Origin of the sequence: Nonomuraea sp. NPDC050383, assembly GCF_044459125.1 — a bacterium.
Taxonomy (GTDB): domain Bacteria; phylum Actinomycetota; class Actinomycetes; order Streptosporangiales; family Streptosporangiaceae; genus Nonomuraea.
In genome coordinates this window covers 202,148-219,963 of record NZ_JBITIP010000009.1, presented here as the reverse complement: position 1 = coordinate 219,963, position 17,816 = coordinate 202,148, and the positions used below count along the sequence as shown (strand labels likewise).

The window sequence follows — 17,816 nt, the reverse complement described above, 5'->3', positions numbered from 1 at the left end:
GCGGGCCGCCCATCCCACGATGAGGAGCCATGAGTCACAGTGATCGGGGGCTGCGCCGCCTCGCGGCGGGCACGCTGCTGGCCGCGTTCACGGGCACGACCGCGCCCGGCTGGGTGCTGAGAGAGCTTGAGGGCGGCCTCGGCGGCGTCACGCTCTTCGGCTTCAACGTCGCCGAGCCGGCCGGGCTGGCCGAGCTGACCGCCTCCCTCCGGGCCGCGGGCGACCCCGTCGTCTCGCTCGACGAGGAGGGCGGTGACGTCACCCGGCTCGCTTACCACGTCGGCAGCCCGTACCCGGGCAACGCCGCGCTCGGCGCGGTGGACGACCCCGACCTCACCCGCCGCGTCTACCGGGCCATCGGCGCGGAGCTGGTCGCCTGCGGCGTGAACCTCGACATGGCGCCCGACGCCGACGTCAACACCGCCGAGGACAACCCCGTCATCGGCACCCGGGCCTTCGGCGATGACCCCGAGCTGGTCGCCCGGCACACCGTGGCGGCCGTCGAGGGGCTGCAGGCCGTGGGGGTCGCCGCCTGCGTCAAGCACTTCCCCGGTCACGGCGCCACCACCGTGGACTCGCACCTGGACGTGCCGGTCGTGGACGTGCCGCTGGACGTGCTGCGCGCCAGGGAGCTGGCGCCGTTCCGCGCGGCCATCGGCGCGGGCACCAAGTCGATCATGACGGCGCACGTCGCGGTGCCGGCGCTGACCGGTGACCGGCCGGCCACGCTGTCCTCCGCCGCGCTCACCGGGCTGCTGCGCGAGGAGCTGGGTTACCGCGGGGTGGTGATCTCCGACGCGCTGGACATGCAGGCCATCACCGACGGCGTGGGGCTGGCCGAGGGGGCCGTCCAGTCCCTGGCGGCCGGCGCCGACCTGCTCTGCCTGGGGCCCAGGCCGGGCCCGGACGAGGTCGCGTGGATCATCGACACGATCGTGGCGGCGGCCCGGGACGGCCGCCTGCCGGTGGCGCGCCTGGAGGAGGCCGCGGCCCGCACGACGGCGCTGCGCACCTGGTTCGGCACCCGCGCCGGCGTGGCCCACGAGGTCCGCTCCGCCGACGCGCCGGACGAGACGCGCGGCGGCGGCGTGCCGCCGATCGGCCTGCACGCCGCCAGGCGGGCCGTCCGCCTCGACGGCTCGGCCGGGCCGCTGACGGACCCGCTGGTGGTGGAGGTGGACACCCCGCCGACCATCGCGGTCGGCGACGTGCCGTGGGGCGTCTCGCCGTGGCTGCCGCAGGCGGAGGTCCTCCGGGTACGGCCGGCCGACGCGGACGCGGGCGCGCTCCTGGAACGCGCCGCCGGCCGGTCGCTCGTCGTGGTCGTCAAGGACGCCCACCGCTACGCCGACAGCCGGGCCCTGGTCTCGGCGCTGGTGGCCGCCCGGCCGGACGCGATCGTGGTGGAGATGGGCCTGCCGGTGTGGCGGCCCGGCAGCGCCGCCTACATCGCGACGTACGGGGCGGCCCGCGCCAACGCCCAGGCCGCGATGGAGCTGCTGACGGCCTGACCGGACCCCTGGGCCACGTCAGGAGGCGAAGATCTCCTCGTGGGCCTGATGGAGGGCGGCCAGGACGGCGCCACGCAGGACCGGGTTGCCCTCCACGGTGCTCGTCGCCACCTGGGGCCGTACCGGGCAGACGCGGGCGACCGCCTCCTCCACCCGGGAGGTGAGCGCGCGGCCGCCCGCGTGGCCCACCTCGCCGCCCAGCACGACCAGCCCGGGGTCGAGGATCACGCAGACCGCGGCCACCCCCAGCGCCAGCCGGCGGGCCAGCTCGTCCAGCAGCGGCTCGCCCCGGGCGCCCGCCGCGACCGCCACCTCCACGCATTCCCTCGCGCTCGCCGCCACGAACCCGTAGCCGGCGGCGAGCTCGGCCACAGCCTCCGCGCTGACCAGCGACTGCAGGCCGCCCGCCAGCGAGGGCAGCCGCCCCGGCGAGGTGCGGATCTCCTCGGGCAGCGCCGCGCCCGGCACCGCCAGGTAGCCGATCTCGCCCGCGCTGCCGGACCTGCCGCGGTGCAGCTTGCCGCCCAGCATCACCGCGAGGCCGAGCCCGCGGCTCGCCCACAGCAGCACGAAGTCGTCGATGCCCGCCGCGGCGCCGTCGGCGCGCTCGGCGATGGCGGCGAGGTTGACGTCGTTCTCGATGGTGACCGCGCGCTTGAGGTCGCCGGCCAGCGCCTCGTGGCTGCCGTCGTGCCAGCCCGGCAGGTCGAAGGCGTAGCGGACGTCGCCGGTGCGGGGATCGACCACGCCGGGCGTGCCGATCACGACGCCGCGCAGCCGGGCCGCGCTGACCTTGGCGCTGCGGCAGGCCTTCATGATGGCGCCGTGGACGACGGGGACGAGGTCGTCGTGGCCGTTGGGGGCGAACGTCACCTCCGCCACCGTGCGGCCGTGGATGTCGGCGACGGCCGCCGAGACGAGCTCCGGCCCGACCTCCAGCCCGGCCACGTACGCGCTGGAGGGGATGACGGAGTAGAGCGCCGCGTTGGGCCCGCGGCCGCCCGCCTGGGCGCCGACGACCTCGACGAGGCCGCGCTCCTCCAGCCGGGCGAGCGTCTGGGAGGCGGTGACCTTGGACAGGCCGGTCAGCTCGCCGATCTGCCCCCGGGTCATCGGACCGGTGGAGAGCAGCAACTCGAGCGCGGCCCGGTCGTTGATCTCCCTGAGCAGTCTGGGCACACCAGGGCGTCGCTCCACGCTGTATCCCACCGTCTAATCGAAAAGGTTGTTGGAAGTTTAGCGCTCCTCCTGTCGCTGATCACCGCAGGTGAACGCGAGGATTCCTCGCAAAACCGGCCCTTTGGGCACGCTCCCATTCTTTCCTCCTGGCCGGCGGACGAGCCGAAGGGCCCGAAAAGGACCGAAAAGGCGTCTACGGGATGTCCGCCCAGGCAGGGCGGTTGCGAGGTCTCCGATCACCTCACGCTTTCGGCGGCCTTGCGCATAACCACTGTTGACCAGGAGGGATAATCGACAACATGCGCCTTTCCGCTCGGGTCGACTACGCCCTCCGTGCCGCCGCCGAACTCGCCGCAGCCGGTGCCGGACCGACCACCGTGGGCGAGCTCGCCAAGGAGCAGGACATGCCGCCCAAATACCTGGAGAACATCCTGCTCCAGATGCGCCGCGCCGGCCTGGTCCGCGGCCAGCGGGGCCCCGAGGGCGGCTACGTGCTCGCACGTCCTGCGGGCGAGATCTCGCTCGCCGACGTGATCAGGGCGGTCGACGGGCCGCTGGCCAACGTCCGCGGCGAGCGCCCCGAGCACGTCGGCTACCGCGGCCCGGCGGAGTCGCTGCAGCAGGTGTGGATCGCGTTGCGGTCCACCGAGCGCTCCATCCTCGAAGAGGTCACGCTGGAGCAGGTCGCGAGCGGTGTGCTGCCGGAGCGGGTGCGCCAGCTCGCCGCCGACCCCGCCGCCTGGGACTGATCCTTCCGAGACCGGCGAGAGGACACCCCGCACCGGGTTCCTAGACTGGTGGCATGCCCGAAGGAGACGCCGTCCACCGTGCCGCCGGCCGGCTGCGCGGCGCGCTCGACGGGCGGGTGCTGACCAGATCCGACTTCCGGGTGCCCCGCCACGCCACCGCCGACCTGCGCGGGCGGACCGTGCTGACGACGGTGTCGCGGGGCAAGCACCTGCTCACCCGCGTCGAGGGCGGCCTGACCGTGCACACCCACCTGCGCATGGACGGGAGCTGGCGCATCGCTCCGGCCGGAAGGCGGACCCGGAACGGCGCGGTCCAGAGCCCCGGAGCACGCGGCGTGGGCGGCGACGATGTCCGGCTCGTGCTGGCCAACGCGGAGTGGGAGGCGGTCGGGCACCGGCTGGGGATGGTGGACCTGCTGCGGACCGCCGAGGAGTCACGGGTGGTGGGGCATCTGGGGCCCGACCTGCTCGGCGACGACTGGGACCCCGCCGAGGCGGTGCGGCGGCTGCTGCTGGAGCCGGACAGGACGATCGGGGAGGCGCTGCTCGACCAGCGCAACCTTGCGGGAATCGGCACGATCTACCGCGCCGAGACGCTGTTCCTCAGAGGAGTCTGGCCGTGGCGGAAGGTCGGGGACGTGGCGGACCTGGAGGGGATGGTCACGCTGGCCCAGCGGCTGCTGAACGCGAACAAGGCTCACGCGGGCACCGTGACGACAGGCGATCGCCGTCCCGGCGCGCAGACCTGGGTCTACGGCAGGGCGGGGCGGCCGTGCCGCCGATGCGGTACGCGCATCAGCCGTGGGGAGATGGGGGCACAGCCACAGGAACGGCTGATCCTGTGGTGCGGCGCCTGCCAGCCGAGCTAGGCGGCCACCATGTCCTTGACCTCGGGGAACACGGAGTCGGAGATCGATCCGGGCACCGTTTCGGCAAGGGGGATGCGCTCGTGGTCGGGGACGTCGGCGAGCACGGGGGCAGCCTGCAGCTCAGCCAGGGCGAACTGGTCGGACACCTCACGCAGAACCTGCGACAGCGGAACGCCGAGGGCGCCGCAGATCGAGGCCAGCAACTCGGACGACGCCTCTTTCTGGCCACGCTCCACTTCGGACAAGTAGCCCAGCGAGACCCGCGCCAACGTGGACACCTCTCGGAGAGTGCGTCCCTGCCGCACGCGCAACCGCCTCAGCACATCGCCGAGCAGCTGACGCAGCAAAATCATCTGTCGCTCCCTCCCCGGCGTGGAAGACTTCACCACGCCCCGCGCGATCGGATCGTGCCGCCCATCCTTCTTCTTCGCTTGGTACATGCTCCTCGCCGTCGTCATGGGGCCCTGCCGTCCCCGGATCGTCGCTCCCGGCCCGTCATGCGACGCACCCGGCCTGCCTGCCGGGCGCTCGCTGCTTGACGTTGGCTCTCGGACCTCACTCACAGCTCCACCGTACCTGTATCGACCGACACCGCGTCAGACCGTGCCTGTCATGTTCGCTCGGGACGTAACACGGTAATCACCCGGAATGTTCCCCCTTGTTCGGCTTAAGCACACCTGTTAGTAGATCAACCGCCTCGTCCACCGTCTTTACCCTGATACGTTCGCGCGACCCCTGGAGTCTCAACTCCCGCAGCCATATTTCTCCGCCGGGCCCGCTGACGGCCACGTGCACGGTGCCGACGGGCTTGCCGTCCTGGGGCTCGGGCCCCGCCACCCCGGTCACGGCCAGCCCGTACGTCGCCTCGCACACCCTGGCCACGCCCGCCGCCATCGCCGCCGCGACGTCCGGGTGCACGGCCCCCTCCCGCCGCAGCAGGTCGCCGGGGACCCCCAGGAGCGCCTGCTTCAGGTCCGTCGCGTAGGAGACGACCCCGCCCCGGAACGCCTTGGACGCCCCCGGGACGGCGGTGAGGGTCGCCCCGATGAGCCCCCCGGTCAGCGACTCGGCCACCGCGAGCGTGGCCCCCCGCTCCACCAGCAGCGTGATGGCCTCGGCGGCCGCAGCCATGGTCACTCCCCCCGGACCTGCCGCGCCACCTTGCGGAGCTTGACGGCTCGGACCACGTAGTCGATGCCCGTGCCGACCGTGACCAGCAGGGCGGCGCCCATGACCGTCCAGCGGAGCGGGTCGTAGACGCCGGGCAGGATGTACAGGACGATCGCGGCGATCTGCAGCACGGTCTTGACCTTGCCGCCGTAGCTGGCCGGGATGACCGCGCGGCGGATCAGCATGAGGCGCAGCACTGTGATGCCGAGCTCACGGCCGAGGATCACCAGCGTGACCCACCACGGCAGCTCGCCGAGGAGCGACAGGGACACCAGCGCCGCCCCGGTCAGCGCCTTGTCGGCGATCGGGTCGGCGATCTTGCCGAAGTCGGTGATCAGCCCGTAGCGGCGGGCCAGCTCGCCGTCGAGATGGTCGGTGATGGACGCCACGCCGAAGACGGCCAGCGCGCCCAGGCGCCAGCCCATGCCCGGCATGAAGAGGCAGAAGACGAAGAAGGGGACGAGCACCAACCGCAGGACCGTGAGCACGTTGGCGATGTTCCACGGGCTGACCACGCGGCGCTCGTCCCTCGTCATGGACCGGCCTTGATGCGCGCGATCAGGTCGACCCCCTCGGCGTCGACCACCACCGCGCGCACGATCTGGCCGCGCACCAGGCCGATGCCCTGAACGGTCACGGACCCGTCCACCTCGGGACCCTGGTGGGCGGCCCGGCCCTCATAGCCGCCGTCACCCAGGTCGTCGTCGATGAGCACGTCGACCTCGGTGCCGATGCGCTCCTCGGCCCGCTGCGCGGTCAGCTCCTCGGCCAGCTCGGTCAGCACGCGCACACGCTCGTCCACGGTCTCCTGGTCGAGCTTGCCGTCGAAGCCGGCCGCCTCGGTGCCGTCCTCGTCGGAGTAGCCGAACACGCCGATCACGTCGAGCCGCGCCTGCTCCAGGAAGCCGACCAGCTCGCCGAACTCCTCCTCGGTCTCGCCGGGGAAGCCCACGATGAAGTTGGAGCGCACACCCGCCTCGGGGGCGTGCTCGCGGATGCTCTCCAGCAGCCCCAGGAAGCGCTCCGGGTCGCCGAAGCGGCGCATCCGGCGCAGCACCGTGCCGCTGGCGTGCTGGAAGGACAGGTCGAAGTACGGGGCGATGCCCTCGGTGCCCGCGATGACCTCCAGCAGCCCCGGTCGCAGCTCGGCCGGCTGGAGGTAGCTGACGCGCACCCGGTCGATGCCCTCGACGGCGGCCAGGCGCGGCAGCAGCTTCTCCAGCGCCCTCAGGTCGCCGAGGTCCTTGCCGTAGGAGGTGGAGTTCTCGCTGACGAGGACCAGCTCGCGCACCCCGCGGTGGGCGAGCCAGTCGGCCTCGGCCAGCAGCTCCTCGGGGTCACGCGAGACGTAGGCGCCGCGGAAGGCCGGGATGGCGCAGAAGGTGCAGCGCCGGTCGCAGCCGGAGGCGAGCTTGAGCGAGGCCACCGGGCTCTCGTCGAGCCGCTTGCGCAGCACGCGGGGGCCGCTGGCGGGCGCCAGCCCGTCGGGCAGGTCGCCGTGGCCCGGGATGGCGGCCTTGGGGGCCGCGGCCCGGTCGACGGGCGAGATGGGCAGCAGGGTGCGGCGGTCACGCGGGGTGTGCGGCTTGAGCGGCCGCCCGGCGAGCACGTCGTCGAGGCGGCCGCCGATGTCGGCGTAGTCGTCGAAGGAGATGACCGCGCTGGCCTCGGGCAGTGCCTCGGCCAGCTCGTTGCCGTAACGCTCGGCCATGCAGCCCGCGGCGACCACCTTGGTGCCGGAGTCCGCCGCGGCCAGCAGCGTGTCGATGGAGTCCTTCTTCGCCGAGTCGATGAAGCCACACGTGTTGACGACGACGACGTCTGGGTCGTCGTCGCCCAGCTGCCAGCCGGCAGCCTCAAGTCGCGCGGCGAGCTCCTCGGAGTCGACCTCGTTGCGCGCGCAGCCCAGGGTGATCAGCGATGCGGTTCGGCGGGATGACATGGTGAACACTACGGTATCGGGAGTTGGCCACCACCCGATGCACGGGCTACCTCGCCGGTGGCGCCGGCGGCCCGAACGAGCGGCGCACCGTCTCGCCCCGCGACCCCAGCTTGCCGACCTTCTTGCCGTTGACCTGCACCGACACCGCGCCGGCGTCGCTGACCTCAAGGTCGACCCGGTTCGGCGCCCGCCAGGTGGATGTCATGCCGGGCTGCATCGTCCCGGCGAACAGCCTGCGCCCCTGGGCGTCGAGGACGTTGACGTAGGACGAGCGCTTGGCCTTGACCTGGACGACCACCTCGTTGGAGACGACGGTCGCGCTCGCCCTGGGCGGCGCCGGCTTGGCGCGCTGGTGCAGCTCGGCGGCCGGCGCTCCCTGGCCGGCGGAGATCTCCTCCACCGCGGCCGGGTGCGTCTCTCCGCCCATGACGCGGACCACGCCGAAGATCACGACGAGGCTGAGCACGACGCCCAGCCCCATCGACCAGGTGGGACCGCGCCGCTCGGCCGCCCGCAGCACGCGGTCGGTGCGGAAGACGCCGGCCATCTGCAGCGCGGGCGGGCGCCCGCCGTTGAACTCGTCGTAGCGTTGGACCATGGCCTCGGGATCGAGGCCGAGTGCTCTGGAGAGCGCCTTGATGTGCCCCCGCTCGTAGAAGTCGCCGCCGCACTGCGCGAACTCGTCGCGCTCGAAGGCGTTGATGATCGCCTCGCGAACGCGGGTGACCGCGCTGAGCTGCTCGACCGTCATGCCCGCCGACCGTCTCGCGGTGGACAGCATGCCTCCGACGCTCCGCCTGTCCGCGCCCTGTGCCGGCGCTTCCTGCTCCTGTGTGCTCTGGTCCTCCACGGCGCACGCCTCCCAGCCCCTGACGAACCGTAACCAGCCCTATTCAACCAGTAACCGTCCGGCAGGGGCGCACCGGGGTCACCCGCCGCGCAGGTCGGCCAGCAGAGCCGCCAGATCGTCGGGCTTGACGAGCACCTCACGGGCCTTGGAGCCCTCGCTGGGGCCCACCACGGAGCGGCTCTCCAGCAGGTCCATCAGCCGCCCGGCCTTGGCGAACCCGACGCGCAGCTTGCGCTGGAGCATCGAGGTGGAGCCGAACTGGGTCGTCACGATCAGCTCGGCCGCCTGGATCAGCAGCTCCAGGTCGTCGCCGATGTCCTCGTCGATCTCCCGCTTGACGGGCGCGGCGGCCACGTCGTCGCGGTACTCGGCCTGCATCTGCGTCTTGCAGTGCGCGACGATCTCGGCGATCTCCTTCTCCGAGACGAACGCGTTCTGGATGCGGATGGGCTTGCTCGCGCCCATCGGCAGGAACAGCGCGTCGCCCTGGCCGACCAGCTTGTCGGCGCCGGGCTGGTCGAGGATGACCCGCGAGTCGGTGAGCGAGGAGACGGCGAAGGCCAGCCGGGAGGGCACGTTGGCCTTGATGAGACCGGTGACGACGTCCACGGAGGGCCGCTGGGTGGCGATGACCAGGTGGATCCCGGCGGCGCGGGCGAGCTGCGTGATGCGCACGATCGAGTCCTCGACGTCGCGCGGGGCCACCATCATGAGGTCGGCCAGCTCGTCCACGATCACCAGCAGGTACGGGTACGGCTGGTAGACCCGCTCGCTGCCCGGCGGCGGCTGGAGCTTGCCGGCCCGCACCGCCTTGTTGAACTCGTCCACGTGCCGGAACCCGGAGGCCGCCAGGTCGTCGTAGCGGCGGTCCATCTCCCCCACGACCCATTCGAGGGCCTCGGCGGCCTTCTTGGGGTTGGTGATGATGGGCGTGATCAGGTGCGGGATGCCCTCGTACACCGAGAGCTCCACCCGCTTGGGGTCGACGAGCACCATGCGCACCTCGTCGGGGGTGGCGCGCATGAGGATCGAGGTGATGAGGCCGTTGACGCAGACGGACTTGCCCGCGCCGGTGGCGCCCGCGATGAGCAGATGGGGCATCTTGGCGAGGTTGGCCACGATCGTGCGGCCCTCGACGTCCTTGCCCAGCCCCACGATCATCGGGTGGTGGTCGGCCTGGGCCACCTGCGAGCGCAGCACGTCGCCGAGCGCCACCAGGTCCTTGTCGGCGTTCGGGATCTCCACCCCGATGGCCGACTTGCCGGGGATGGGCGACAGGATGCGGACGTCGGCGGACTTCACCGCGTACGCGATGTTCTTGGTGAGCGCCGTGACCTTCTCCACCTTCACGGCGGGCCCGAGCTCGATCTCGTAGCGGGTGACGGTCGGGCCGCGGGTGAAGCCGATCACCTGCGCGTCGATGGCGAACTGCTCCAGCACGCTGGTCAGCGCGTTGACCACGGTGGTGTTGGCCTTGGTCTGCGGCTTGGGCAGGCTGCCGGGCTTGAGGAACTGCAGGTCCGGCAGGCTGTACGGGCCGGCCTGCGGCGAGAGCACGAGCTGCTCGACCTTGCGCGGCGCGGGCGTCGGCTCCGGCGGCTCGGGCCGTCTGGCCGGCTCGGGCGCGGGCGGCTCCTCGTCCACCAGGCCCGGCACGATCTCCGGCGCGTGGTCGGCCCGCTTGTCCTGGTCGGACAGGACGGGCGTGTCGTACGGCGGCTCGCCCTCACGCTCAGCGCCGGGCTCGGCGGGCTTGCGGACCCGCCGCTGTCGCCGGACCTCGGGCCTGGGGGCGCCGGCCGGGGCGGTGCCCCGCTGCTCGAACAGCAGGTGCCGCAGCTCCGACAGCCGCTCGGGGATGCGGTGGACCGGCGTGGCCGTGATCACGAGCACCCCGAAGCCGGACAGCATGAGCAGCAGCGGGATCGTGATCCAGGAGGGCAGGATGCTCATGGGCGGGGCCGAGACGATGAACCCGATGAGGCCGCCCGCCTGGGAGACCCGGTCCATGCCGTCGTTGGCGGTGCCCGCGGGGTTGGGGTAGGGCACGTCGTTGGCGACGTGGATGACGCCGAGCACACCGATCAGCAGCGCGCTCCAGCCGATCACCATGCGGCCGGTGTCGGCGTTCTGGTCGGGGTGGCGCAGGTACCGCCAGGCCAGCAGGCCGAACAGCAGCGGCAGCGCCCACGCCAGCGAGCCGAACATCGCGCGCACGACCACGTTGACCACGGTGGCGACCGTGCCCTCGGAGGCGCGCCAGGTCATCGCGGCCAGCACGATGGCGCCGGCCAGGACCGCGAGGCCCACGCCGTCGCGCCGGTGCGCCGGGTCGAGCTCGCGGGCGTTCTTGCCGAGCGCCCGCGCCGCGCCGCCGATGCCGTTGGCCACGAGCATCCACAGCCCGACGACGAGCTTGCCGATCATCGTGAAGACCCAGGTGATCGGGTCCTGATGGGTCAGGGACGCCTTGCGGGCCGACGATGATCCCCTGGCCCTCGGGCGCCCCGACGGCGTGGATCCCCGCTTCGCGGGGGCCGGGCGCGGCGTGGTCGACCGCTTCGCCGGCCCCTTCGATGCGCTTTTCGGCGTACGGGTGGCCATGATGCCAAAGGTACTTCCGAGACGGTGGCGAACGCACTCAGGCTCGCCGATGCCGTTCGCGAACGGGTGTAAGCCGGGCGTCAGGCCGGGAAGCGGTAGGTCGTGCTGGAGGTGAAGCGCTCCCCCGGCCGCAGCACCGTGGAGGGGAACTGCGGCTGGTTGGGCGAGTCGGGGAAGTGCTGGGTCTCCAGGCAGAAGCCCGCGTGCGGCCCGAAGGGGGTGGCGACGCCGTCGAGCATGCCGCCGGCGTAGAACTGCACGCCCGGCTCCGTGGTGGTGACCTCCATGGTCAGGCCGCCGGCCGGCTCGACGACGCGCATGCCGCCGGATCCGTCCAGCACGAAGCAGTGGTCGTAGGCGCCGTCGAGGCGCGCGCCGATGGCGTGGGGCGTGGTGAAGTCGAACGGCGTGCCCTTGACCGGGGCGAGGTCACCGGTCGGGATCTTGTCGTCGTCCACCGGCAGGTAGTGCTCGGCGCCGATCTCGATCTCGTGGCCGAGGACGTCGCCCCGGCCGGCGCCGGCCAGGTTGAAGTAGGAGTGGTTGGTGAGGTTGAGCACCGTGGGCGCGTCGGTCTCGGCGGTGTAGTCGATGCGCAGCGCGTCGCCGTCGGCGGTGTAGGTGACGGAGGCGGTGAGCGTCCCCGGGTAGCCCTGGTCGCCGTCGGGGCTGGTGAGGGTGAGCGTCACGGAGGAGCCGGTGGCCTCGGCGACCGTCCACACCTTGCGGTCGAAGCCTTCGACGCCGCCGTGCAGGCTGCTGGGCCCGTTGTTGCGGGGCAGGGTGTAGGCGACCCCGTCGAGGGTGAACGCGGCGCCGGCGATGCGGTTGCCGTACCTGCCGACGACCGCGCCGAAGTAGCGGCTGCGGGTCAGGTAGTCCTCGAGCGTGTCGAGTCCGAGCACCACGTTGACGCCGGACACCTCCAAGGACTGGAGCACGGCGCCGTAGCTGAGCACGGCCGCGCGCAGCCGCCCCGAGGTCAGCTCGAAGCGCTCGACGCGCTCGCCCGACGGCAGTGTTCCGAACATCATGTGTGTGCCTCTCCCGTGGACTCTCGGACGATCAGGGTGGTCTCCAGCATCGTGACACCCGTGGCCCCCTCGGAGTCGACCGACTGCAGCAGCATGTCGACGGCGATTCGCCCGGCGGCGGCGGTGGGCATGGCGATGGTGGTGAGCTTGGGACGGCCGAGCCGGCCGGCCACGATGTCGTCCACGCCGATCACGCTGATGTCGCGCGGCACCTCGGCCCCGCGCTCGGACAGCCCCTCGATCAGGCCGATGGCGACCAGGTCGTTGTAGGCGAGGACGCCGGTGGCGCCCGAGGCCAGCACGTCGGCGGCGGCGGCCAGGCCACCCAGCTCGGTCGGCGGGTTGGGGCCGAGGAAGACGACGTCCACCTCGCTCATCGCGGCGGCCGCCTCCTGCATCTCCTTGCTGGTCCAGGAGCCGCTGGGGCCGGTGACGACGGCCAGGCGGCGGTGCCCCAGCTCCGTCAGGTGCTCGACGGCGAGCCGGGCCCCGCGCCCCACGTCCATGAGCACCGTGGGCATGCCCCGGACGCGCCGGTTGACCAGGACGAACGGGATCTCCTCCCGCAGGCGCTCTATCGTCCTGTTGGTCAGGCGCGGGCTGCACAGCAGGACGCCGTCCACCTGCTTGGTGAGGGTCTGGATCAGATCCTCCTCCGCCTTGGGATCCTCGTCGGTGTCGGCCACGAACACGTGGTAGTCGCGCAGCCGTGCCTGGGCCTGGGCGGCCTTGATGAGCGGCGGGAAGAAGGGGTTGGCGATGTCGGCCACGATGAGGCCGAGGTTGTGGGTGCGGCCGGTGGTCAGCGCGCGGGCGGCGCGGTTGGGCCGGTAGCCCAGGTCCTCGGCGACGGCCAGCACGCGGGTGCGGGTCTCCGGGTTGACCAGGTGGGGCGCGGAGAAGGAACGTGACACCGTGGAGACGTGGACGCCGGAAGCGCGTGCCACGTCGCGAATCGTCACCGCCACGCCTGGCCTCCTCCGACCACAGCTTGTACTTTAGTGCAAGCGTTTGTATCGCTGTCAATGCGTCGTCGCCGCCCGGGAGGGACCGCCGGCGCACCACCCTATCCCCTATGTTCCCCCAAGTGGGAGGGGAGGGCGCGCCTCCGCCGCTTGACGTTGCCGGAACGAAACCTCAATACTTTTTGCAACCGGTTGCCGAACGCGAACCCCAGGAGTGGTGAAAGATCCGATGACACGAACACTGGTGACCGGGAGCGCCGGCCGGCTAGGGCGCAGCGTGGTCGCCACATTGGCGCAGGCCGGTCACGAGGTGATCGGCGTCGACGTCGTGCCGGGCACCCCGCCGGAGGCGGCGTCCACCCTGCCCGCCGACCTGACCGACCTCGGCCAGGCCTACGACGTGCTCGCCCGCTTCCGCCCGGACGTGGTGGTCCACCTGGCCGCCATCGCCACCCCGTTCAGCCGGCCCGAGGGCGTCATCTACCGGACCAACACCCAGCTCGCCTTCAACGTCTGCGAGGCGGCGAGCAACACCGGGGTCGGCCGCGTGGTCATCGCCAGCAGCCCGACCGTCATCGGCTACGGCGCGCCCCGCGGCTGGGCGCCGCGCTACCTGCCGATCGACGAGGAGCACCCGGCCGAGCCGTGGAACGCCTACAGCCTGTCGAAGCTGGTGGCCGAGCAGACCATGGCCGCCTTCGCGCGCGACTCCGAGACGAGGTTCGCGGCCGTGCGGCCGTGCTTCGTGGTGGCACCGGAGGAGTGGGCCGGCGCGCCGACCCAGTCCGGCCACACCATCGCGGAGCGGCTGGACCGGCCGGAGATCGCCGGGGTGTCGCTGTTCAACTACATCGACGCGCGCGACGCCTCGGACATGCTCTCCGTCCTGATCGACCGGATGTGGGACATCCCGAACGGCGAGGTGTTCTTCGCCGGAGCCGCCGACGCCCTCGCCCGTGAGCCCCTGGCGGAGCTGCTGCCCGCCGTCAACCCCGCCACCGCGGCCACCGCCGCCGCGCTGACCGGCACCGCCCCCGCCTTCACCTCGGCCAAGGCCGAGCGGCTGCTGGGCTGGACCCCCAAGCGCGACTGGCGAACCGAACTGGAGATCGGATGAACCTCAGCGGGATCCTCTTCTTCCCGGTAACGCCGTTCGACGCGGCCGGGCTTCTGGCCGAGGAGGTGCTGGCCGAGCACATCAGGCGCGGGCTCGCGCACCGGCCGGGCGGGGTGTTCGTGGCGTGCGGCACCGGCGAGTTCCCGGCCCTGTCGGAGGCCGAGCACGAGGCGGCCGTGCAGGTGGCCGTCAAGACGGCGCGGGGCGAGGCGCCGGTGGTCGCCGGCGCGGGCGGGCCGCTCGGCTCGGCGCTGCGACAGGCCCGCGCGGCCCGTGACGCGGGCGCCGACGGCCTGCTGCTCATGCCGCCGTACCTGGCCGTGGGGCCGCGCGAGGGCTTCACCGCCTACGTGCGCGCGGTCGCCGAGGTGCTGCCGGTGATCATCTACATGCGCGGGTCGGTGGTGCTCACCCCCGAGCAGGTGGTGGAGCTGGCCCGGATCCCCGGCGTGGTGGGCCTGAAGGACGGCCTGGGCGACATCGACCTCATCCAGCGGATCGTGCTGGCCGTCCGCCGCGAGATCGGCCCCGACTTCGCGTTCTTCAACGGTCTGCCGACGGCCGAGCTGACCATGGGCGCCTACCGGGGCATCGGCGTGGAGCTCTACTCCTCGGCGGTCTTCGCGTTCGCGCCGGAGATCGCCACCGCTTTCCTCGCCGGCGCCGGCGACCTGCTCACCGAGTTCTACGAGCCGCTCGTCCGGCTGCGCTCCAAGGTCCCGGGGTACGCCGTGTCGCTGGTCAAGGCCGGGGTGCGGCTGACCGGCCTGGACGCCGGCCCGGTGCGGCCCCCGCTGGTGGACGCCGCGCCGGAGCACGTGGCCGAGCTGGAGGAGCTCATCCGGCGGGGCAAGGAGGTGGCGGCGGCCCATGATTCGTGACCTGCGTGTGAGCGCCCGCACGGCCGCCCTGCCGCGGCCGTGGGGGCCCGACGTGCCCGCCAACCACGTGCTGGTGGTCGAGGTGGTCCTGGACGACGGGCGGACCGGCACGGGCTTCTCCTGGACGCCGCAGATCGGGGCGCGGGCCGTCCAGGCGTTGCTGGAGCACGACATCCGGGAGGCGGTGATCGGCCTCGACCCGCACCCGGAGGTGGTGTGGGACCGCCTCTGGCGGCACCTGCGCGAGGCCGGACCGGGCGGCGTCACCACGGTCGCCCTCGCGGGCGTGGACCTCGCGCTGTGGGACCTGCGCTGCGGCGGGCGCGGGATCGTGGACGTGCTGGGCCGGCGCAGGGACACCGTGCCGGTCTACGGCAGCGGCGTCAACCTGCACTACACGCTGGAGGAGCTGGTCGCGCAGGCCGAGCGGTGGAAGGCGGCCGGCTACCCGGCCGTCAAGATGAAGGTCGGCCGCCCCGACCTGCGCGAGGACGTCGAGCGGGTGGCCGCGGTCCGCGAGGTCGTCGGGCCGGACACGCTGCTGATGATCGACGCCAACCAGCGCTGGGACCTGCACCGGGCCCGCCGCGCGGTCGACGCGCTGGCCCCGTACGGGCTGCACTGGCTGGAGGAGCCGCTGCCGGCCGACGACGTGGCCGCGCACGTGGAGCTGCGCCGGTCGGTGGACGTGCCGATCGCGGTCGGCGAGAACGTCTACACCGTCTACGGCTTCCGTGACCTGCTGACCGCGGGCGCCTGCGACGTGGTCCAGCCCAACGTGGTCCGGGTGGGCGGCATCACGCCGTTCCTGCGGATCACCGAGCTGGCCCGGGCGTTCGACGTGCCCGTCTATCCGCACCTGCTGCCCGACCTGTCGGCGCAGCTCGCGCTCACGCTGCCGCTGCCGTGCATGGCCGAGGAGGTCGAGGACGCCTCGTTCGCGGCCCTCGGGCTGCTGGAGGAGCCGTACCCCGTCCGGGTCGCGGGTGGGAAGCTGAGCGTCGGAGAGCACCGGGGCCTCGGGCTCCGCTGGAGGTGAGCATGCGCGTCGTCCTGGCGGGCACCCGGGGATTCGGGGCCCACTACCTGGAGCGGCTGCGGCACATGAGGGACGTGGTCGAGCTGGCCGGCGTCTGCGACACCGTGCCGCCGGAGCCGGGAGCGCTCGACGGGCTCGGCCCCGGCGACGCCGCGCCCGAGTTCTCCACGGACCTGCCGGAGCTGATCAAGCGGACCGGCGCGGAGATCGCGATCCTGGCGACGCCCATCCCGACGCACGCCGAGCTGACGCTGGCCGCGCTGGCGGCGGGGGCGCACGTGCTGGTGGAGAAGCCGACGGCGGCCACGCTGGCCGACTTCGACCGGATGGAGCGCGCCGCCGCCGAGGCCGGGCTCGCCTGCCAGGTGGGGTTCCAGAGCCTCGGGTCGGCGGCGGTCCCGGCGGTGCGGGGCATGATCGCCGAGGGCGTCATCGGCCGCGTCACCGGGATCGGCGTGGCCGGCTCGTGGCCGCGGCCCGCGTCCTACTTCACGCGCAGCGCGTGGGCGGGCCGGCGGCGGCTCGACGGCGTGGACGTCGTGGACGGCGCGCTGACCAACCCGTTCGCCCACGCGCTGGCGACCGCGCTGGCGGTGGCCGGGACCGAGGGGCGCGGCGCCGTCGCCTCGGTCGAGACGGAGCTGTTCCACGCCAACGCCATCGAGTCGGACGACACCTCCGCGGTCCGGGTCACCACGGCCGGCGGGCCGCCGATCGTGGCCGCCGTGACGCTGTGCGCCGCCGAGCGGGACGAGCCGTACGTGGTCGTCCACGGCGAGCGGGGACGGATCACGCTCAGGTACACGCTGGACGAGGTCCAGGTGGACGACGGGCCCGTGCGGCGGTTCGGCCGGACGGACCTGCTGCGCAACCTGGTGGACCACCTCCGCTCCGGGGAGCCGCTGCTCGTGCCCGTCGGCAGGACCGGGGCGTTCATGGAGGTGCTGGAGGCCATCCGGCTCGCGCCCGACCCGCTGCCGATCGCCGACGAGCACCAGGACCGCTCCGGCGAGGGCCGGGTGCTGCCGGGCGTCGCCGGGCTGGTGGACGCATGCGCGGACCGGCTCGCGCTGTTCTCCGAGGTGGGCGCGCCCTGGGCCGTTCCGCTGGTCGCCGGAGGCGGGGTCGTCGCCGAGTACGTGACGCGTCCCGACCTGCCGCTCACCGAGTCACCCCGGCCGTACCTGCATCCGGTGCGCACGCTCGGGGGCGTCGTCGTGACCGAGGTGCGGCCGCAGGACCACCCGCACCACCTGGGCGCCGGCGTGGCCGTGACGGACGTGGGCGGACGCAACTTCTGGGGCGGGCGCACCTTCGTCCGCGACCAGGGGCCGACCTGGCTCGACGACCACGGCGTCCAGCGGCACGTGGAGTTCACCGGCCGCGACCGGGCGGGGTTCGCCGAGACGCTGCTGTGGGAGCGGCCGGGCGAGGACCCGGTCGTGCGCGAGGAGCGGACGGCGCGGGCGGTCCCGCTGTCGCGGGGCTGGGCGCTGCGCTTCTCCTTCACGCTGCGCAACCTCACCGGCTCGCCGCTGACGATCCAGAGCTCGGCCACCAAGGGCCGGGCCGGAGCAGGGTACGGCGGGTTCTTCTGGCGGGCTCCGGCCGGCTCGCCGGGGCTGCGGGTCTTCACCGGGGAGGCCGAGGGCGAGCAGGCCGTGCACGGGTCGCGGGCGCCGTGGCTGGCGCTGTCGTCGGAGGACTGGACACTGGTGTTCGCCCAGGAGGACGACCCGTGGTTCGTGCGGGTCGCGGAGTACCCCGGAGTGGGCACGGCGCTGGCCTGGGACACGCCGCTGGTCTTCGGCGACGTGCTGGCCCGCCGGGTCACCGTGGTCGTCGCCGACGGCCGCCTGGCGCCCGGCGAGGTCCCGGATCTGGTGACCGAGGCGACGGCCTGAGC

Annotated in this window: 16 protein-coding genes; 7 read left to right on the top strand and 9 right to left on the bottom strand. The window is 73.0% G+C overall.

The annotated features are described in order from the left end of the window. Positions 1-29 precede the first annotated feature (29 nt). Positions 30-1,511, top strand: coding sequence for a glycoside hydrolase family 3 protein (locus tag ACIBG4_RS23645; protein WP_397203618.1), 1,482 nt, complete (start codon positions 30-32; stop codon positions 1,509-1,511). 18 nt (positions 1,512-1,529) lie between these two features. On the opposite strand, the gene ACIBG4_RS23640 is transcribed toward ACIBG4_RS23645, so the two are convergent. Continuing rightward, positions 1,530-2,708 carry an ROK family protein gene (locus tag ACIBG4_RS23640; protein ID WP_397203617.1) on the bottom strand — a complete coding sequence of 393 codons (1,179 nt, stop codon included), beginning with the start codon at positions 2,706-2,708 and terminating at the stop codon, positions 1,530-1,532. A 281-nt stretch (positions 2,709-2,989) separates the two neighbouring features. On the opposite strand from ACIBG4_RS23640, the gene ACIBG4_RS23635 reads away from it, so the two are divergent. Both ACIBG4_RS23635 and ACIBG4_RS23630 read left to right on the top strand, forming a co-directional pair. After that, positions 2,990-3,439, top strand: coding sequence for an Rrf2 family transcriptional regulator (locus ACIBG4_RS23635; RefSeq protein WP_310710476.1), 450 nt, complete (start codon positions 2,990-2,992; stop codon positions 3,437-3,439). A 53-nt stretch (positions 3,440-3,492) separates the two neighbouring features. Continuing rightward, positions 3,493-4,308, top strand: coding sequence for a DNA-formamidopyrimidine glycosylase family protein (locus ACIBG4_RS23630; RefSeq protein ID WP_397203616.1), 816 nt, complete (start codon positions 3,493-3,495; stop codon positions 4,306-4,308). Here the strand turns inward: ACIBG4_RS23630 and ACIBG4_RS23625 are convergent. From ACIBG4_RS23625 to ACIBG4_RS23590, 8 genes are all read right to left on the bottom strand, one after another. Next, a complete protein-coding gene (locus tag ACIBG4_RS23625) occupies positions 4,305-4,661 on the bottom strand; it encodes a helix-turn-helix transcriptional regulator (protein WP_355446995.1) in 357 nt (118 codons plus the stop codon). The genes ACIBG4_RS23630 and ACIBG4_RS23625 overlap by 4 nt on opposite strands. A gap of 286 nt (positions 4,662-4,947) precedes the next feature. After that, on the bottom strand, positions 4,948-5,439 hold the full coding sequence (locus tag ACIBG4_RS23620) for a nicotinamide-nucleotide amidohydrolase family protein (protein ID WP_310710478.1): 492 nt from the start codon (positions 5,437-5,439) through the stop codon (positions 4,948-4,950). A gap of 2 nt (positions 5,440-5,441) precedes the next feature. Beyond that, positions 5,442-6,014 (bottom strand): CDP-diacylglycerol--glycerol-3-phosphate 3-phosphatidyltransferase, encoded by a 573-nt coding sequence (gene pgsA / locus ACIBG4_RS23615; protein WP_310710479.1) that lies wholly within the window; start codon positions 6,012-6,014, stop codon positions 5,442-5,444. Continuing rightward, the gene (gene rimO, locus ACIBG4_RS23610; RefSeq protein WP_310710480.1) at positions 6,011-7,420 is read right to left on the bottom strand and encodes a 30S ribosomal protein S12 methylthiotransferase RimO; all 1,410 of its coding nucleotides are present in this window, start codon (positions 7,418-7,420) and stop codon (positions 6,011-6,013) included. Before rimO ends, pgsA begins: the two co-directional genes overlap by 4 nt. A gap of 46 nt (positions 7,421-7,466) precedes the next feature. After that, a complete protein-coding gene (locus ACIBG4_RS23605) occupies positions 7,467-8,201 on the bottom strand; it encodes a helix-turn-helix domain-containing protein (RefSeq protein ID WP_397203615.1) in 735 nt (244 codons plus the stop codon). A gap of 147 nt (positions 8,202-8,348) precedes the next feature. Next, positions 8,349-10,697 (bottom strand): DNA translocase FtsK 4TM domain-containing protein, encoded by a 2,349-nt coding sequence (locus ACIBG4_RS23600; protein ID WP_397203614.1) that lies wholly within the window; start codon positions 10,695-10,697, stop codon positions 8,349-8,351. 257 nt (positions 10,698-10,954) lie between these two features. Beyond that, positions 10,955-11,908, bottom strand: a complete 954-nt coding sequence (locus tag ACIBG4_RS23595) for an aldose epimerase family protein (RefSeq protein WP_355446876.1) — start codon at positions 11,906-11,908, stop codon at positions 10,955-10,957. Then, positions 11,905-12,876: a LacI family DNA-binding transcriptional regulator gene (locus tag ACIBG4_RS23590; RefSeq protein ID WP_310710484.1), complete on the bottom strand. Its 972-nt coding sequence runs from the start codon at positions 12,874-12,876 to the stop codon at positions 11,905-11,907. Before ACIBG4_RS23590 ends, ACIBG4_RS23595 begins: the two co-directional genes overlap by 4 nt. Positions 12,877-13,102: 226 nt before the next feature. Here ACIBG4_RS23590 and ACIBG4_RS23585 point away from each other — a divergent pair, with 226 nt between their 5' ends. From ACIBG4_RS23585 to ACIBG4_RS23570, 4 genes are read left to right on the top strand one after another with little or no spacing between them, the layout of a single operon-like run. Further along, positions 13,103-13,990, top strand: a complete 888-nt coding sequence (locus tag ACIBG4_RS23585) for an NAD(P)-dependent oxidoreductase (RefSeq protein ID WP_310710485.1) — start codon at positions 13,103-13,105, stop codon at positions 13,988-13,990. Continuing rightward, on the top strand, positions 13,987-14,871 hold the full coding sequence (locus ACIBG4_RS23580) for a 5-dehydro-4-deoxyglucarate dehydratase (protein ID WP_397203613.1): 885 nt from the start codon (positions 13,987-13,989) through the stop codon (positions 14,869-14,871). The genes ACIBG4_RS23585 and ACIBG4_RS23580 overlap by 4 nt, the downstream gene beginning before the upstream one ends. After that, positions 14,861-15,910, top strand: a complete 1,050-nt coding sequence (locus ACIBG4_RS23575) for a mandelate racemase/muconate lactonizing enzyme family protein (protein ID WP_397203612.1) — start codon at positions 14,861-14,863, stop codon at positions 15,908-15,910. Before ACIBG4_RS23580 ends, ACIBG4_RS23575 begins: the two co-directional genes overlap by 11 nt. A 2-nt stretch (positions 15,911-15,912) precedes the next feature. After that, positions 15,913-17,814, top strand: coding sequence for a DUF6807 family protein (locus ACIBG4_RS23570; RefSeq protein WP_397203611.1), 1,902 nt, complete (start codon positions 15,913-15,915; stop codon positions 17,812-17,814). Positions 17,815-17,816 lie beyond the last annotated feature (2 nt).

What these genes read in the sequence shown, in the direction of transcription:
- ACIBG4_RS23600 (WP_397203614.1), bottom strand. Translation starts at nt 10,697, where the DNA reads ATGATCGGCAAGCTCGTCGTCGGGCTGTGGATGCTCGTGGCCAACGGC.
- ACIBG4_RS23630 (WP_397203616.1), top strand. Translation starts at nt 3,493, where the DNA reads ATGCCCGAAGGAGACGCCGTCCACCGTGCCGCCGGCCGGCTGCGCGGC.
- ACIBG4_RS23620 (WP_310710478.1), bottom strand. Translation starts at nt 5,439, where the DNA reads ATGGCTGCGGCCGCCGAGGCCATCACGCTGCTGGTGGAGCGGGGGGCC.
- ACIBG4_RS23635 (WP_310710476.1), top strand. Translation starts at nt 2,990, where the DNA reads ATGCGCCTTTCCGCTCGGGTCGACTACGCCCTCCGTGCCGCCGCCGAA.
- ACIBG4_RS23575 (WP_397203612.1), top strand. Translation starts at nt 14,861, where the DNA reads ATGATTCGTGACCTGCGTGTGAGCGCCCGCACGGCCGCCCTGCCGCGG.
- ACIBG4_RS23570 (WP_397203611.1), top strand. Translation starts at nt 15,913, where the DNA reads ATGCGCGTCGTCCTGGCGGGCACCCGGGGATTCGGGGCCCACTACCTG.
- ACIBG4_RS23595 (WP_355446876.1), bottom strand. Translation starts at nt 11,908, where the DNA reads ATGATGTTCGGAACACTGCCGTCGGGCGAGCGCGTCGAGCGCTTCGAG.
- rimO (WP_310710480.1), bottom strand. Translation starts at nt 7,420, where the DNA reads ATGTCATCCCGCCGAACCGCATCGCTGATCACCCTGGGCTGCGCGCGC.
- pgsA (WP_310710479.1), bottom strand. Translation starts at nt 6,014, where the DNA reads ATGACGAGGGACGAGCGCCGCGTGGTCAGCCCGTGGAACATCGCCAAC.
- ACIBG4_RS23625 (WP_355446995.1), bottom strand. Translation starts at nt 4,661, where the DNA reads ATGATTTTGCTGCGTCAGCTGCTCGGCGATGTGCTGAGGCGGTTGCGC.
- ACIBG4_RS23580 (WP_397203613.1), top strand. Translation starts at nt 13,987, where the DNA reads ATGAACCTCAGCGGGATCCTCTTCTTCCCGGTAACGCCGTTCGACGCG.
- ACIBG4_RS23605 (WP_397203615.1), bottom strand. Translation starts at nt 8,201, where the DNA reads ATGCTGTCCACCGCGAGACGGTCGGCGGGCATGACGGTCGAGCAGCTC.
- ACIBG4_RS23645 (WP_397203618.1), top strand. Translation starts at nt 30, where the DNA reads ATGAGTCACAGTGATCGGGGGCTGCGCCGCCTCGCGGCGGGCACGCTG.
- ACIBG4_RS23585 (WP_310710485.1), top strand. Translation starts at nt 13,103, where the DNA reads ATGACACGAACACTGGTGACCGGGAGCGCCGGCCGGCTAGGGCGCAGC.